Below are 16878 nucleotides of genomic sequence, written 5' to 3' on the forward strand. Positions count from 1 at the left end.
AGCCGGGCCCTTTCCTAGGATCATTCCTTAGCTTCATCAATGTAGCTGTACAGCGTATACTTGGAGATTCCGAAGAACTTGCATACTTTGTCGCCGCTTTTGGTAATAAGGAAGGCGCCGGTGTCGTTCAGGAACTGAATGGCCTTCACCTTGTCTTCCTTATTCATCAGCGCCACCGGCTTGCCCACGATCTTCACGCTCTGCTCCATCAGCTCATCCAGCAGATCGGAGACATTGCGGGAGATGGGCTCGGGCTCCTTCTCCTCCCGTTCAGTGGCGGTGAACTGCTTGAGCGCAGTCTCCATGGCCAGCATCAGGGTGATATCGTAGTTGATGCCGAAGATCCCGATGGGGGTGCCGTCGTCATCCCGGATGTAGATGGTGGTGGACTTGAGGATCTTGCCGTCCTTGGTGCGGGTCAGGTAGCACAGGTGATCCTGCAGCTGGTCCTGATTGCCCCGCAGGGCCTCCAGGACCACATGAGACGGTCCATCGCCCACCTTCCGTCCCGTAACCTGTCCGTTTTCAATGGCGACGATGGAACTTTCCGGATCGTTGGTGGCCAGGTCATGAACCACCACCTCGCAGTTGGGACCAAACTGGCTGGCGATCCCTTTGGCCAGTTTGAAGAGGAATTGCAGGGTAGATGCTTCTGGCACGTAGATTCCCTCCTTTCAGAGTCTGCGCCAGAGCGGCAGGCACCCCCGGAGGAATGGGCACCAAAGGTCACCGATTCAGCGGCAGACGGTAAAATATATCTTTATTATTTTACCACATTTCAGCTCAGATTCAACTCATTTTGCAGACCTAAAAAATTTTTTGTTTTTCTAACAAAAGTATTGCATATCCGTGCGAAATGTGGTAACATAGAAACAACGAGAGATTGAAACTATGCAAGATGCACAAATTTCCATATAAAAAGTTGTAGCTGCAACGGAGTGCTTTCGCGCACGGGCTGGATGGACATGGAATTCGGCTGGGTTGCGGATGCAACCTGGAGAAGAACGAATTTGTACTGTCCATTCCACCAGGAATGGGCAATTTTTTTACGGAGAAAAAGAACGAAATTTAAAGGAGGAACTTACTATGCTGCTGGTCGGTAATGGCAGACTCATCACCCGGAGCGAGGAGCTCCCTTATCTGGAAGACGGCGCCGTTGTTCTGGACGGCGAGGTGGTCAAGGAGGTCGGCTCCCTGGCCGACATGAAGGCCAAGTATCCCGATGCCGAGTTCGTGGATGCCAAGGGCGGCGTCATCATGCCCGGCCTTATCAACGTCCATACTCACATCTATTCCGGTCTGGCCCGGGGCCTGTCCATCAACGGCTTCAATCCCACCAACTTCTTTGAGGTGCTGGACGGCCAGTGGTGGTACATCGACCGCCACCTGACCCTGGATGGCACCCGCGCCTGCGCCTACGCCACCATCCTGGACTGCATCCGGGACGGTGTGACCACCATTTTTGATCACCACGCCTCCTTCTGTGAGATCCCCGGCTCCCTCTTTGCTATCAAGGACGTGTGCAAGGAGCTGGGTATGCGCGCCAACCTCTGCTACGAGGTATCCGAGCGTGACGGCCAGGAGAAGTGCGACCAGTCCATTCAGGAGAATGCCGACTTCGCTAAGTGGGCCAAAGAGCAGGACGACGACATGATCAAGGCCATGTTCGGCGGCCACGCCCTGTTTACCATCTCCGATAAGACCTTTGAGAAGATGGTCAAGGCCAACGACGGAATGACCGGTTTCCATATCCATGTGGCCGAGGGCATGAACGACGTGTATGACTCCCTGCAGAACTACGGCTGCCGCCCCATCAACCGCCTGCTGTACAACGGCATCTTGGGCGAGAAGACCATGCTGGGCCACTGCATCCACGTCTCTCCCGCCGAGATGGACATCATCAAGGAGACCAACACCATGGTCTGCCACAACCCCGAGTCCAACATGGGCAACGCCGTGGGCTGCTCCCCCGTGCTGCAGCTGTACAACCGGGGCATCCTCATCGGCCTGGGCACCGATGCCTACACCCACGATATGCTGGAGAGCCTGAAGGTCCTGCTGCCCATGCAGCGCCACAACGTCTGTCAGCCCAACGTGGGTTGGTGCGAGGCCACCGGGATGCTCTTCCAGAACAACGCCAAGATCTGCTCCCGCTACTTCAAGAAGCCTCTGGGCGTGCTGAAGCCCGGCGCCGCTGCCGACGTGATCGTCATGGACTACAAGCCCTTCACTCCCTTCTCCGACGCCAACATCGACGGCCATATGCTCTTCGGCATGATGGGCAAGAACTGCCGCACCACCATTATCAACGGCAAGGTGCTGTACAAGGACCGCGAGTTCGTGGGCATTGACGAGGACAAGATCAACGCCTGGTGCATGGAGCAGTCCAAGAAGCTGTGGGGCGAACTGAACCACTGCACTTACTGAGAAAAGCCCCAAAACTGAAAACAAAATGTAATTCCGAGTTATAATGATAACTGGAGGTTTTGATTATGAGCGATATTATGCGTCCCATGCCCTTTGCCCACCTGATGAACTGGATCCTCAGCGAGTATAAGAGCCAGGGTTCCATCTTCGGCGTGTCCAAGCTGGTCAAGCACACCAACGGCAAGACCCTGCCCATCTTTGAGGAAAAGATCGAGTCTCCCTACGGCCCCGCCGCCGGTCCCCACACTCAGCTGGCCCAGAACATCATTGCCGCCTACGCTGCCGGCAGCCGCTTCTTTGAGGTCAAGACCGTTCAGGTCATGGACGGCGACGAGCTGAGCAAGTGCGTCAACAAGCCCTGCATCACCGCCGCCGACGAGTGCTACAACTGCGAGTGGTCCACCGAGCTGTATGTGCCCCAGGCTTTCGCCGAGTACGTCAAGGCCTGGTTCGCCTGCAAGCTGCTGGCCAAGGAGCTGGAGCTGGGCGATCCCAACGGCTTCGTGTTCAACATGAGCGTAGGCTACGACCTGGCCGGCATCAAGAGTGAGAAGGTGGATAAGTACATCAACGGCATGATGGACGCCTCCCAGACCGAGGTTTGGAAGGAGTGCATGGACTGGGCCCTGGCCAATCTGGACAAATTCCAGAACGTGGATGAGGCCTATGTGAAGGCTATCTCCCCCAAGGTGTCCGACTCCATCACCGAGTCCACCCTCCACGGCTGCCCCCCCGACGAGATCGAGCGAATCGCTACCTACCTCATCACTGAGAAGAACCTGAACACCTATATCAAGTGCAACCCCACTCTGCTGGGCTATGAGTTTGCCCGCAAGACCCTGGACGGTCTGGGCTTCGACTACATCGCCTTTGACGACCACCACTTCCTGGAGGATCTGCAGTGGGAGGATGCCATCCCCATGTTCCACCGCCTGATGAAGCTTACCGGCGAGCGGGACCTGGAGTTCGGCGTAAAGATCACCAACACCTTCCCCGTAGACGTAAAGGCCGGCGAGCTGCCCAGCGGGGAGATGTATATGTCCGGCCGCTCCCTGTACCCCCTGTCCCTGTCTCTGGCCGGGATGCTGTCCAAGGAGTTCAAGGGCAAGCTGCGCATCTCCTACTCCGGCGGCGCCGACATCCACTCCATCAAGAAGCTGTTTGAGGCCGGTATCTGGCCCATCACCATGGCTACCACCGTCCTGAAGCCCGGCGGCTATCAGCGCTTCAGCCAGATCGGCAAGGAGCTGATGGACATCAGCTATGAGCCCTGGACCGGCGTGGACGTGGCCAAGGCCCAGGCTCTGGTGAAGGAGTTTGTCACCGACGTCCACTACCAGAAGCCCATGAAGCCCATCCCCAGCCGCAAGATGGACAAGAAGGTGCCTCTCATCGACTGCTTCGAGGCCCCCTGCCGCAACGGCTGTCCCATTGAGCAGGATATCCCTGCCTACCTGATGAAGGTCAACGAGGGCAAGTACGAGGAGGCCCTCCAGATCATCACCCACCGCAACGCTCTGCCCTTCATCACCGGCACCATCTGCTCTCACCGCTGCCAGGACAAGTGTATGCGCAACGCCTATGACGAGAGCGTGTACATCCGCACCCAGAAGCTGAAGGCTGCCGAGGGCGGCTTTGAGGCCCTGCTGCCCAAGCTGAAGCCCGCTGCCCCCGTGGCCGGCAAGAAGGTTGCCGTCATCGGCGGCGGCCCCGCCGGTATGTCCGCCGCCTACTTCCTGGGCCGCTCCGGTGTGGACGTGACCATCTTTGAGCGCAAGGACTCCCTGGGCGGCATCGTCCGTCACGTGATCCCCGCCTTCCGGATCAGCGATGAGGCCATCGACAACGATGTCAAGCTGATGAACGCCATGGGCGTGAAGGTGGAGCTGAATACCGAGGTCAAGAGCGTGCAGGACCTCTTCGACAAGGGTTACACCCAGGTCATCCTGGCCACCGGCGCCTGGCACAAGGGCAGCGCCGGCATGGAGTACGGCGAGGAAATGAACGTCATCGAGTTCCTGGAGAAGGCCAAGAAGGCCCCCGAGAGCCTGGATCTGGGCAAGAACGTGGTGGTCATCGGCGGCGGCAACACCGCTATGGACGCTGCCCGGGCCGCCAAGCGCATCCCCGGCGTGGAGAAGGTCTCCCTGGTCTACCGCCGCACCAAGCGCTATATGCCCGCCGATCAGGAGGAGCTGGAGCTGGCTCTGGAGGACGGCGTGGAGTTCTGCGAGCTGCTGGCTCCCGTGGGCGTGAAGGACGGCGTGCTCACCTGCCACCAGATGGAGCTGGGCGCTCCCGACGCCTCCGGCCGCCGGTCCCCCGTGGACACCGGCAAGGTGGTTGAGGTTCCCGCCTGCACCGTCATCACCGCCGTGGGCGAGAAGGTGGACACCGAGCTGTACACCGCCAACGGCCTGGAAGTGGATAACCGCGGCAAGGCTGTGGTCAACGCCGATACCCTGGAGTCCTCCGTGAAGAACGTCTACGTCATCGGAGACGGCCAGAAGGGCCCCGGCACCGTGGTGGAGGCCATTGCCGGCGCTACCAAGGCTGCCCGCGCCATTCAGGACTTCGACGTGAACGTCTATGTGGACAAGAACGTCAACCCCGACTATCAGAAGCCTCTGGCCAAGCGGGGCGACATCTGCACCGATTGCAGCAGCTGCGATGACAGCCGCTGCCTGGGCTGCGCCACCGTGTGCGAGACCTGCACCGAGGTGTGCCCCAACCGTGCCAACGTGGCCATCGCTGTGCCCGGTATGCGGATGCGCCAGATCATCCACGTGGATGGTATGTGTAACGAGTGCGGCAACTGCGGCACCTTCTGCCCCTACGACAGCCGTCCTTACAAGGATAAGTTCACCCTGTTCTGGAGTGAGGAGGACTTCGTCAACAGCGAGAACGAGGGCTTCCTGAAGCTGGAGGGCACCAAGACCCGGGTCCGTCTGGGCGGCCAGGTCAAGGAGTACGATGTGGCCGACGCCGGCTGCGGTCTGTACGAGCCCCTGCGCAAGCTGATCTGCGCTGTGTATGACAGCTACAGCTATCTGCTGAAGTAAAAGTGTAAATCGGTTCCACTGCCACCCCCCACGGCAGCGCGCATCGCCTCAGTGTTGACTGAGGCTTTGCGTGCGCGTGGGGGATAGGTGGATTGGACGATGGAATACTGACCGGGCGGGAATCCCTGGAGCCCGCCCTGTGTAAGGAGGAACCCAACATGGCACCGACCCAAAACAACCGTATCGCCATGGTGTACTGCGCCGGCGGCAGCCGGGCCAAGCGCCGGGGAGAGGCGGACCTGTCCTACCTGGATTGCAGCATGGCAAAGCAGGCCTTTGCCGACGGAGTGCTGGAGTGCGCTCAGGGGTGCCTGGGCCTGGGCAGCTGCGTGGAGGCCTGCCGTCTGGACGCCATCCACATCGGTGTCCACGGCGCTGCCGTGGTGGACCGGGAGGCCTGCGTGGGCTGCGGCCTGTGCGTGGAGGCCTGCCCCCAGGGCCTGATCCGTCTGGTGGACGCGGACACCACCATCGTGCCCCGCTGCTCCAATCAGGATGCCGGCCCCGTGGCCCGGAATGCCTGCGACGTCAGCTGCATCACCTGCCGTATGTGCGAGCGCAACTGTCCGGCGGCCGCCATTACCATGGTGGACAACCACGCGGTCATCGATCCGGAGCGCTGCATCTCCTGCGGAATGTGCGCGGTAAAGTGCCCCCGGGGCGTGATTGTGGACGCTGACGGCGTCTTTACCGTGGCTGACTTTGCATAGGAAAGAGGGACCACAGATGAGCTATTCTTTTACCGTAAACGGCCTCCTCCGTACCACCGAGGAGGATAAGCCCCTGCTGCGCTATCTGCGCGACGATCTGCACCTCTATTCCGTCAAGGACGGGTGCAGCGAAGGCGCCTGCGGCACCTGTACCATCGTGGTGGACGGCAAGGCCGTCAAGTCCTGTGTCCTCACCACCAAGAAGGCGGTGGGTAAGACCATCCTTACCGTAGAGGGCCTGTCCCACGACGAGCAGGAGGCCTTTGTGTACGCCTTCGGCAAGGTGGGCGCCGTCCAGTGCGGCTTCTGTATCCCCGGCATGGTGATGGCGGGCAAGGCCCTCATTGACCAGAACCCCAATCCCTCCGAGGCCGACATCAAGAAGGCCATCCGGGGCAACATCTGCCGGTGCACCGGCTACAAGAAGATCATCGAGGGCATTTCCCTCACCGCCGCCATCCTCCGAGGAGAGGAGAAGATCGACCCCGAGCTGGAGAAGGGCGACGTATACGGCGTGGGCGACCGGGCCTTCCGCACTGACGTGCGGGGCAAGGTGCTGGGCAGCGGCGCCTACTGTGACGACATCGAGATGGAGGGCATGGTTCACGCCTCCGCCGTCCGCTCCCAGTATCCCAGAGCAAAGGTGCTGGACATTGACGCCTCCAAGGCCCTGGAGCTGCCCGGCGTGCTGGCTGTCCTCACCGCTGAGGACGTGCCCAACAACAAGGTGGGCCACATCCAGCAGGACTGGGATGTGTTCATCGCCAAGGGCGATATCACCCGCTGTGTGGGCGACGCCATCTGCCTGGTGGTTGCTGAGAACGAGAAGGTGCTGGCCCAGGCCAAGAAGCTGGTGAAGATCAGCTACGAGCAGCTGGAGCCGGTGCGCTCCATCCAGGAGGCCATGGCCGAGAATGCGCCCAAGCTCCACCCCAACGGCAACCTGTGCCAGCAGCGCCATGTGACCCGGGGCGACGCCAAGACCGCTCTGGCCAACTCCAAGTATGTGGTGACCCAGAGCTACAAGACTCCCTTTACTGAGCACGCCTTCCTGGAGCCCGAGTGCGCCGTGGCCTTCCCCTACAAGGACGGCGTGAAGGTGTACACCTCCGACCAGGGTGTGTACGACACCCGGAAGGAGATCTCCATCATGCTGGGCTGGGAGCCCGACCGCATCGTGGTGGAGAACAAGTTCGTGGGCGGCGGCTTCGGCGGCAAGGAGGACGTGTCCGTGCAGCACCTGGCGGTGCTGGCGGCTCTGAAGGTCCAGAAGCCGGTGAAGTGTAAGCTCACCCGGCAGGAGTCCATCAACTTCCACCCCAAGCGCCACTACATGGAGGGTACCTTCACCCTGGGCTGCGATGAGAACGGCATCTTCACCGGCCTGGACTGCGAGATCTACTTCGACACCGGCGCCTATGCCTCCCTGTGCGGCCCCGTACTGGAGCGTGCCTGCACCCACTCCGTGGGCCCCTACTGCTACCAGAATACCGACATCCGTGGCTTCGGCTACTACACCAACAATCCTCCCGCCGGCGCCTTCCGTGGCTTCGGCGTGTGCCAGAGCGAGTTTGCCCTGGAGTCCAACATCAACCTGCTGGCCGAGAAGGTGGGCATCTCTCCCTGGGAGATCCGCTACCGCAACGCCATTGAGCCCGGCAAGGTGCTGCCTAACGGCCAGATCGCCGACTGCTCCACCGCTCTGAAGGAGACCCTGCTGGCGGTCAAGGACGTGTACGAGGCCAACATGGATCACGCGGGCATCGCCTGCGCCATGAAGAACGCCGGCGTGGGCGTGGGCCTGCCCGACAAGGGCCGCTGCAAGCTGGTGGTGCGTGACGGCATGGTGGAGCTGTATGCCGCTGCCTCCGACATCGGTCAGGGCTGTGCCACCGTCTTCCTCCAGGTCCTCTCCCAGACTACCGGGCTGCCCCGGCTGCTGCTGCGGAACATGGGTGCCAACTCTGAAGTGGCTCCCGACTCCGGCACCACCTCCGGCTCCCGTCAGACTCTGATCACCGGCGAGGCTGTGCGTATGGCCGCCGTGGATCTGAAGAAGGATATGGATGAGGTAAACGGCGACCTGTCCAAGCTGGAGGGTAAGGAGTACTTTGCCGAGTTCTTCGATCCCACCGACAAGCTGGGCTCCGACAAGCCCAATCCCAAGAGCCATGTGGCCTACGGCTTTGCCACCCATGTGGTCATCCTGGACGACGAGGGCCAGGTCAAGGAAGTCTATGCTGCCCACGACTCCGGCAAGGTGGTCAACCCCACCTCCATCCAGGGTCAGATTGAGGGCGGCGTGCTCATGGGTCTGGGCTACGCCCTCACCGAGGACTTCCCCCTGAAGGACTGTGTGCCACAGGCCAAGTACGGTACTCTGGGCCTGATGCGGTCCAACCAGATCCCCGATATCCACGCCATCTATGTGGAGAAGGACGAGCTGCTGCCCTTCGCCTACGGCGCCAAGGGCATCGGTGAGATCGCCACCATCCCCACTGCACCGGCTGTCCAGGGCGCCTATTACGCCAAGGATCACATCCTGCGTACCAGCCTGCCCATGGAAAAGACCTACTACAAAAAGTAAGCAACGCTCATACCCAGTTACCCAGTCACGGAGGCCGCCCAAAGACCTTCCAGGGGGCCTCAGATCAGCGGTGGAAAAACCACCGCTCTGAGGCCTCCTTTTTTGCTCTGACCGGGAAGAGGGGAGGGGGGAAAACCCACTGAAACCAGAGGGTTTGAGACGTCACCAAAAAAATTTTTAGTATCTCAATATTTTTTTCTGATTTCCTCTTGACAACTGGAAAACAAGTGGTATGATGGTCTCAGAAAACAAAAGAAAGTTTGCGAGTGCGCAAAGAAAATTTGGAGGCGAGTGTTCGATGAAAGACCAGCTCAAATGGGTCCTCAATAAAATGCCGAAGAGCGACGACAAGCAGCTGGACGTCATGTCCCTGTCCAACGTGGCCAAGGCCCGCTTCTTCCACAGCTCCTTCCCCCAGTACTCCATCACCCCCCTGGCTCAGCTGGAGGGCATGGCCAAGTACCTGGGCCTGGGCGGCGTGTATGTGAAGGATGAGTCCTACCGCTTCGGCCTCAACGCCTTTAAGGTGCTGGGCGGCTCCTTCGCCATGGCTAAGTACATTGCCAAGGAGATGGGCCGGGACGTTTCCGAGATGACCTACGACTACCTGACCAGCGAGGCCTTCCGCAAGGAGTTCGGCCAGGCCACCTTCTTCACCGCCACCGACGGCAACCACGGCCGCGGCGTGGCCTGGGCTGCCAACAAGCTGGGCCAGAAGGCTGTGGTACATATGCCCAAGGGCAGCGCCAAGTCCCGCTTTGACAACATCGCCAAGGAGGGCGCCAAGGTCACCATCGAGGAAGTCAACTACGACGACTGCGTGCGTATGGCTGCCGCCGAGGCTGAGCAGACCGAGCACGGCGTCATCGTGCAGGACACCGCTTGGGACGGCTACGAGGAGATCCCCTCCTGGATCATGCAGGGTTACGGCACCATGGCCAACGAGGCTGCCGATCAGCTCCGTCAGTGCGGCGTGAACCGCCCCACTCACGTGTTCGTGCAGGCCGGCGTGGGCTCTCTGGCCGGCGCTGTGGTGGGTTACTTCACCAACCTGTTCCCCAACGATCCTCCCAAGTTCGTGGTGATGGAAGCCCGCGCTGCTGACTGCCTCTATCAGGGTGCTCTGGCCAACGACGGCAAGCCCCGCATCGTCACCGGCGACCTCCAGACCATCATGGCCGGTCTGGCCTGCGGCGAGCCCAACACCATCTCCTGGGACATCCTCCGCAACCATGTTTCCGCCTTCATTTCCTGCCCCGACTGGGTGAGCGCCAAGGGTATGCGTATGCTGGGCGTGCCTGTCAAGGGCGATCCCACTGTGATCTCCGGCGAGTCCGGTGCCGTGGGTATGGGCGTGCTGGACGCCATCATGTGCGACGACACTTATAAGGAGCTGCGTGACGCTCTGGAGCTCAACCGCTTCAGCCAGGTGCTCATGTTCTCCACCGAGGGCAACACCGATCCCCTGAAGTTCCGTCGGGTGATCTGGGACGGCGAGTATCCCACCGTCGACACCCCCCAGAAGCCTTACTAAGTTTGTGCTGACCGGGATCATTCCCGATGAAACCGTGAAATAAATTGAAAATGGAGGTCATTACCATGGATTTTGAGAAGATCAAAGCTGCTGCCGAAGGTTATAAGGCCGACATGACCCGCTTCCTGCGGGACATGATCCGCATCCCCAGCGAGAGCTGCGAGGAGAAGGGCGTTTGCGAGTGCATCAAGGCCGAGATGGAGAAGCTGGGCTTTGACAAGGCCGAGTTTGACGGCCTTGGCAACGTGATCGGCTGGATGGGCGAGGGCGACAAGATCATCGCCATCGACTCCCACATCGACACCGTGGGCATCGGCAATATCAACAACTGGACCCACGACCCCTACGAGGGCTATGAGGACGACGAGGTCATCTACGGCCGCGGCGGTTCCGACCAGGAGGGCGGCATGGCTTCCGCCGTGTACGGCGCCAAGATCATGAAGGATCTGGGCCTGATCCCCGCCGGCTACAAGATCATGGTCGTCGGCTCCGTGCAGGAAGAGGACTGCGACGGTATGTGCTGGCAGTACATCGTCAACAAGTTCTTCCCCGCCAACGGCATCAAGAAGGAGCAGGTTGAGTTCGTCATCTCCACCGAGCCCACCGACGGCGGCATCTACCGTGGTCACCGCGGCCGTATGGAGATCCGCGTGGATGTGAAGGGCGTTTCCTGCCACGGCTCCGCTCCCGAGCGCGGCGACAACGCTATCTACAAGATGGCTGACATTCTCCAGGACGTGCGCGCCCTCAACGAGAACGACGATGCCGACTCCACCGAGATCAAGGGCCTCGTGAAGATGCTCAACCCCAAGTACAACCCCGAGCACTACGAGGATGCCCGCTTCCTGGGCCGCGGCACCTGCACCACCTCCCAGATCTTCTACACCTCTCCCAGCCGCTGCGCTGTGGCTGACTCCTGCTCCATCTCCATCGACCGCCGCATGACCGCCGGCGAGACCTGGGATTCCTGCCTGGATGAGATCCGCAACCTGCCCAGCGTGAAGAAGTACGGCGACGACGTGAAGGTCTCCATGTATATGTATGACCGTCCCTCCTGGACCGGCGAGGTGTACGAGACCGAGGCTTACTTCCCCACCTGGATCAACAAGGAGAACGCCGCTCACGTTCAGGCTCTGGCCGACGCTCACCACGCCCTGTTCGGCGAGGAGCGCATCGGGCCCGACGGCGCCATGCACCTGCGTCACCGTCCTCTGATCGACAAGTGGACCTTCTCCACCAACGGCGTTGCCATCCAGGGCCGCTACGGCATCCCCTGCGTGGGCTTCGGCCCCGGTGCTGAGTCTCAGGCTCACGCCCCCAACGAGATCACCTGGAAGCAGGACCTGGTTTCCTGCGCCGCCCTGTACGCTGCCGTGCCCGGCCTGTACAAGGAGGAGAACAAGACCGCTGACGTGACCCAGTTCCGCGCCGGCAAGACCAACAACGACATTAAGTAAGAAGCGCTGACATAGGCCATATGGGGCGGCGCAAGCCGCCCCTGCGGATATGAAACCCGTATCCATCCACCAACCGACTAAATATTGAAAAGGAGATCGATTGCAATGGACAAGACTCTGCAGATGTATATCGACAAGCTGAATGCCCTGAACTTCAAGGAGATGTACGAGGGCGATTTCTTCCTGACCTGGGACAAGACCGACGACGAGATCGAGGCCGTCTTCACCGTGGCCGACGCTCTGCGCTATATGCGTGAGAACAACATCTCCACCAAGATCTTCGAGTCCGGCCTGGGCATCTCCCTGTTCCGCGACAACTCCACCCGTACCCGTTTCTCCTTCGCTTCCGCTTGTAACCTGCTGGGCCTGGAGGTTCAGGACCTGGACGAGGGCAAGAGCCAGATCGCTCACGGCGAGACCGTCCGCGAGACCGCTAACATGATCTCCTTCATGGCCGACGTCATCGGCATCCGCGACGATATGTACATCGGCAAGGGCCACACCTATCAGAAGGAAGTGGTTGAGGCCGTGACCCAGGGCCACAAGGACGGCGTTCTGGAGCAGAAGCCCACCCTGGTCAACCTGCAGTGCGACATCGACCACCCCACCCAGGCTATGGCCGATATGCTGCACATCATCCATCACTTCGGCGGCGTTGAGAACCTGAAGGGCAAGAAGATCGCCATGACCTGGGCTTACAGCCCCTCTTACGGCAAGCCCCTCTCCGTGCCCCAGGGCATCATCGGCCTGATGAGCCGCTTCGGCATGGACGTCGTCCTGGCTCACCCCGAGGGATACGAGGTTATGCCCGAGGTCGAGGAGGTCGCCAAGAAGAACGCCGAGAAGTCCGGCGGTACCTTCACCAAGACCAACAGCATGGCTGAGGCCTTCAAGGATGCCGACATCGTGTATCCCAAGAGCTGGGCTCCCTTCGCTGCCATGGAGAAGCGCACCAACCTGTACGCCGAGGGCGACAGCGAGGGCATCAAGGCTCTGGAGAAGGAGCTGCTGGCTCAGAACGCCAACCACAAGGATTGGTGCTGCACCGAGGAGCTGATGAAGACCACCAAGGACGGCAAGGCTCTGTATATGCACTGCCTGCCCGCCGACATCAACGACGTGTCTTGCAAGGACGGCGAGGTCGAGGCTTCCGTGTTCGATCGCTATCGTGATCCTCTGTACAAGGAGGCTTCCTACAAGCCCTACATCATCGCCGCTATGATCTTCCTGGCTAAGGTTAAGGATCCCCAGGCCACTCTGAAGGCCCTGGAGGAGCGCGGCATCGCCCGTTGGTTCCAGAAGTAAGATTCTGATCCATATCTGACTTCCATTTTTCCTTCCCCTTCCTTTTAAAGGCCCGTCCGCATAGGTCAACCTGCCTGTATCTGTGCGGACGGGCCCCACTATTTTAACCATTGCCCTGGTGTGCCGAAGAGAAGGAATTTCGCCTGCACCAAGGTTTTGCCGGAGGCAAGAAGCTTGTGTCCACCAGCCGTGTGGCCAGCATTGCCGCCCGCCTGATCCCAGCATAAATTTTTAGTATGAGGTGTTTATTATGGGCAAGCGTATCGTAATCGCCCTGGGCGGCAATGCTCTGGGCAACAATCTTCCTGAGCAGATGATCGCCGTGAAGCAGACCGCCAAGGCCATCGTGGACCTGATCCAGGAGGGCCATGAGGTTATCATTGCCCACGGCAACGGCCCCCAGGTTGGCATGATTCAGAAGGCCATGACCGAGCTGACCCGTTCCGACCCCGAGAAGTATATCCCCTGCCCCCTGTCCGTGTGCGTGGCCATGAGCCAGGGCTACATCGGCTACGATCTGCAGAACGCTCTGCGTGAGGAGCTGCTGGACCGCGGCATCAACAAGGGCGTGGCTACCGTGCTGACCCAGGTTGAGGTGGACCCCGAGGACAAGGCTTTCCAGAATCCCACCAAGCCCATCGGCGCCTTCATGACCAAGGAAGAGGCCGACAAGATGGTGGCCGAGCGCGGCTACAACGTCATTGAGGACGCCGGCCGAGGCTATCGCCGTGTGGTGGCTTCTCCCAAGCCCCAGTCCATCATTGAGATTCAGTCCATCCGCGACATGGTGGCCGCCGGCCTGGTGGTGGTGGCCTGCGGCGGCGGCGGTATCCCCGTCTACAAGACCGAGGGTCATCACCTGAAGGGCGCTGCTGCCGTTATCGACAAGGACTTCGCCTCCTGCGTGCTGGCTCAGCAGGTGGAGGCCGACACCCTTATCATCCTCACCGCTGTGGAGAAGGTGGCCATCAACTTCGGCAAGCCCAACGAGCAGTGGCTGGACTCTCTGACCCCCGACGAGGCCCGCAAGTACATCGCTGAGGGTCACTTCGCTCCCGGTTCCATGCTGCCCAAGGTGCAGGCTGCCGTGGAGTTTGCCGAGAGCGCTCCCGGCCGCTCCGCCCTCATCACCCTGCTGGAGAAGGCCAAGGACGGCGTGGCCGGCAAGACTGGTACCGCTATCCATCAGTAATCCAAGCAAACTCCAAACGAACAAAGCAAAACGGCCCGCTCCGGAAGGCTCCGGGGCGGGCACGTTTATGGCATAAAAAATCCCCTGCCGGTTCTCCGGCAGGGGATTTGTCTTAGTTGTTGGGAATGGGAAGGATCACAGTGAAGGTGGAACCTTTGCCTACCTGGCTCTCCAGGCTGACGGTGCCGCCGTAAAGTTGCGTGATGTGCTTGACGATGGCCAACCCCAGGCCGGTACCGCCGTTCTTGCGGGCCCGGCCTTTTTCCACCCGGTAGAACCGCTCGAACACCCGGCTCTGATCTTCCTCGGGGATACCGATGCCATGGTCCTCCACCGAGATCACAGCCTTGCCGTCCTGTACATGGATACGGGTGGTCACCATACCGCCGTTTTCGCTGTACTTGATGCCGTTGCCCATCAGATTGAAGAGCAGCTCCTTCAGCCGGCTCATGGGGACGCCTACGGTGACGCTCTCGCCCTCCACGGCCAGGGTCACGCCGGCGGCCTTGGCGGAGGGCTCCAGCAGGGAGGCGGTTTCTCGGGCCGCGTCCAGCACAGCGGAGCGCTCCTCGGTCTGGTCGATGGCCACCGATTCCAACTCGGACAGCTTGAGAATGTCGTTGATGAGATCGATGAGCCGGTCCACCTCCACACCGATCATGGTGATAAACCGCTTTTGATCGGCGGGAGAGGTCACCATGCCGCTGGACAGCATATCGGTAAAGCCCTTGATGCTGGTCAGGGGGGTTTTCAGTTCATGGGATACATTGGCGGTAAATTCGCTGCGGATACCCTCAGCCTTCTTCAGCTCGGTGACGTCGGACACCAGAATGGAAGTACCCACCGGCTGGCCCTCATACTGCCGGCCGGAGACGGGGGAGACAAACAGCCGCAGGGAGCGGGCATCCTCGGTGAGAGCATCCACATCCAGCATGATGGAGGAATGCTTCTCCTGGCAGTCATGGATGGCCTCACGGAGCCGGCGGCTGCGGGTGAGCAGCAGAGCGCCGTCCTCCTGCTCTCCTCCCTCAGGGAAGCCGAACAGAATACGGGCGGCCCGGTTGATGGCCAGAACTTTACCCTCCTCATCCAGCAGGATCAGGCCCTCGTCCATGCAGTCCAAGATCAGGCTGACCTTGTCCCGCTCGGCGGTAATGGACTGAATGTAGCCGCCCAGCTGATCCATCAGCTTGTCAATGTAGCGCAGGATGGGACGCAGCTCGTCATCGGCCTGAATATCCTCCAGTCCGGGTGTCTTTTTGCCGTCCAATACGCCCTGGAGAGCGCCGCCTACCGAGTTGAGAGGGGTTATGATACGGTTGGCGGTGCGGCGGGACAGCAGGAAGGCCAGCAGCAGGGCGGCAATGGAGGCGATCAGGAAACCCCAGACGCCGCTCATCACCAGAGAGTTGATGGAGGACAGGGGCATGGCGGCCCGGCCGATCATGCCGTCGGCAAAGCGCTTGGCAACATAGAACATGGAGGTTCCAAGGGTATCAGAATGGCGTGCCGCCTCGCCCCAGCCGGAGCGCTCGGCGTCAATCACCTCGGGACGGCTGTTGTGATCCTCCAGCTGGGAGGCGTCCGCGTCGGTATCCGCCAACACGGTGCCGTCGGTGTCGATGATGGTGAGACGCTTGTCGGGGGCGGCGGCATGGAACTGCTCCATCAAAGCCTCCGGCTCGGTGATGGCGCTCTGGGCGTCCATCAGCTCCAGCAGCTCCTGCAAGGTGGAGCGGGCGGCGTCCATCTCCCGGCTGCGGAACATCAGGATCCCCACAACATTGGAGATCAGCAGGGCGAACACCACGGTGAGCAGCGTTGCGCCGATGATTCGTTTCTTCATAATAGGCTCCTCTCGCAGATAATGGGAAAACGGGCGGATGGAGGCCGCCCGTGGTGCGACGGCAGCCGCCCGGCAGGGAGACGGGCCGTCAGGACATTTTATAGCCCACGCCACGGACCGTGGTAATCACGTCCTCGCCCAGCTTCTGCCGCAGGGCCTTGACGTGCATATCCACAGTACGGGTCTCGCCGGTATAGTCGTAATCCCAAACCGTCTGGAGGATCTCGTCCCGGGTGAGGGCCACGCCCCGGCGGGCACACAGCAGCTTGAGCAACTCAAACTCCTTGAAGGTAAGGTCCACCAGCTTACCGCCCTTGCGGACCTCCCGGGCAGCGGGATCGATCTCCAGATCCCCGCAGGTCAGCACCTGGTCGCCCCGGCGCTCGGTGCGGCGAAGCACCGCCTTCACCCGGGCCTGGAGCTCCATGATGCCGAAGGGCTTGACCACATAGTCGTCGGCGCCGTTTTCCAGGCCGGATACCCGGTCCATCTCAGCGCTGCGGGCGGTGAGCATGATGACCGGCACCTCGGCGGTGTCCCGGCCTTCCCGCAGGCGGCGGAGGATCTCCAGACCATCCATGCCGGGGAGCATGATGTCCAGAATAAACAGCACGGGAAGGCTGTGGGCCGTCTCGCCCTCGAACATGGCCTCGCCGGATTCATAGGGGCGAACGGTATAGCCCACGGATTGAAAATAGTACCGGAGCATCTCCCGGATGCTCTCGTCGTCCTCCACCACTACGATGGCTCTGGACATG

Annotated in this window: 11 protein-coding genes; 8 read left to right on the forward strand and 3 right to left on the reverse strand. The window is 60.7% G+C overall.

Translation table 11 applies throughout. The annotated features are described in order from the left end of the window. Nucleotides 1–20: 20 nt before the first annotated feature. Nucleotides 21–659, reverse strand: a complete 639-nt coding sequence (locus tag B5F94_RS06890) for a helix-turn-helix transcriptional regulator (protein WP_087187810.1) — start codon at nucleotides 657–659, stop codon at nucleotides 21–23. A gap of 427 nt (nucleotides 660–1086) precedes the next feature. On the opposite strand from B5F94_RS06890, the gene ssnA reads away from it, so the two are divergent. The 8 genes from ssnA to arcC all read left to right on the forward strand — a co-directional run bounded on the left by ssnA (nucleotide 1087) and on the right by arcC (nucleotide 14274). After that, the gene (ssnA, locus tag B5F94_RS06895; RefSeq protein WP_087269138.1) at nucleotides 1087–2427 is read left to right on the forward strand and encodes a putative aminohydrolase SsnA; all 1341 of its coding nucleotides are present in this window, start codon (nucleotides 1087–1089) and stop codon (nucleotides 2425–2427) included. Nucleotides 2428–2492: 65 nt separating this feature from the next. Beyond that, nucleotides 2493–5489, forward strand: a complete 2997-nt coding sequence (ygfK, locus tag B5F94_RS06900) for a putative selenate reductase subunit YgfK (RefSeq protein WP_087328916.1) — start codon at nucleotides 2493–2495, stop codon at nucleotides 5487–5489. Nucleotides 5490–5647: 158 nt separating this feature from the next. Then, the gene (locus tag B5F94_RS06905; protein WP_087187866.1) at nucleotides 5648–6199 is read left to right on the forward strand and encodes a 4Fe-4S binding protein; all 552 of its coding nucleotides are present in this window, start codon (nucleotides 5648–5650) and stop codon (nucleotides 6197–6199) included. A gap of 16 nt (nucleotides 6200–6215) precedes the next feature. Continuing rightward, nucleotides 6216–8786: a selenium-dependent xanthine dehydrogenase gene (gene xdh / locus B5F94_RS06910; protein WP_087328918.1), complete on the forward strand. Its 2571-nt coding sequence runs from the start codon at nucleotides 6216–6218 to the stop codon at nucleotides 8784–8786. Nucleotides 8787–9084: 298 nt separating this feature from the next. After that, nucleotides 9085–10320, forward strand: a complete 1236-nt coding sequence (gene dpaL, locus B5F94_RS06915) for a diaminopropionate ammonia-lyase (protein WP_087269129.1) — start codon at nucleotides 9085–9087, stop codon at nucleotides 10318–10320. Between the two features lie 65 nt (nucleotides 10321–10385). Further along, the gene (locus B5F94_RS06920) at nucleotides 10386–11777 is read left to right on the forward strand and encodes a YgeY family selenium metabolism-linked hydrolase (RefSeq protein WP_087328920.1); all 1392 of its coding nucleotides are present in this window, start codon (nucleotides 10386–10388) and stop codon (nucleotides 11775–11777) included. Between the two features lie 105 nt (nucleotides 11778–11882). Then, complete coding sequence (gene ygeW, locus B5F94_RS06925) at nucleotides 11883–13082, forward strand: knotted carbamoyltransferase YgeW (RefSeq protein WP_087328922.1); 1200 nt, start codon at nucleotides 11883–11885, stop codon at nucleotides 13080–13082. A gap of 250 nt (nucleotides 13083–13332) precedes the next feature. After that, nucleotides 13333–14274, forward strand: a complete 942-nt coding sequence (gene arcC / locus B5F94_RS06930; protein ID WP_087328924.1) for a carbamate kinase — start codon at nucleotides 13333–13335, stop codon at nucleotides 14272–14274. Between the two features lie 112 nt (nucleotides 14275–14386). On the opposite strand, the gene B5F94_RS06935 is transcribed toward arcC, so the two are convergent. Both B5F94_RS06935 and B5F94_RS06940 read right to left on the reverse strand, forming a co-directional pair. Continuing rightward, nucleotides 14387–16120: a sensor histidine kinase gene (locus tag B5F94_RS06935; RefSeq protein ID WP_087328926.1), complete on the reverse strand. Its 1734-nt coding sequence runs from the start codon at nucleotides 16118–16120 to the stop codon at nucleotides 14387–14389. An 88-nt stretch (nucleotides 16121–16208) separates the two neighbouring features. Next, nucleotides 16209–16877 (reverse strand): response regulator transcription factor, encoded by a 669-nt coding sequence (locus B5F94_RS06940; protein ID WP_087328928.1) that lies wholly within the window; start codon nucleotides 16875–16877, stop codon nucleotides 16209–16211. Nucleotide 16878: the final 1 nt, after the last annotated feature.

This window comes from Flavonifractor sp. An4 (assembly GCF_002161755.1).
In the GTDB taxonomy this organism is placed as follows: Bacteria; Bacillota; Clostridia; order Oscillospirales; family Oscillospiraceae; genus Flavonifractor; species Flavonifractor avicola.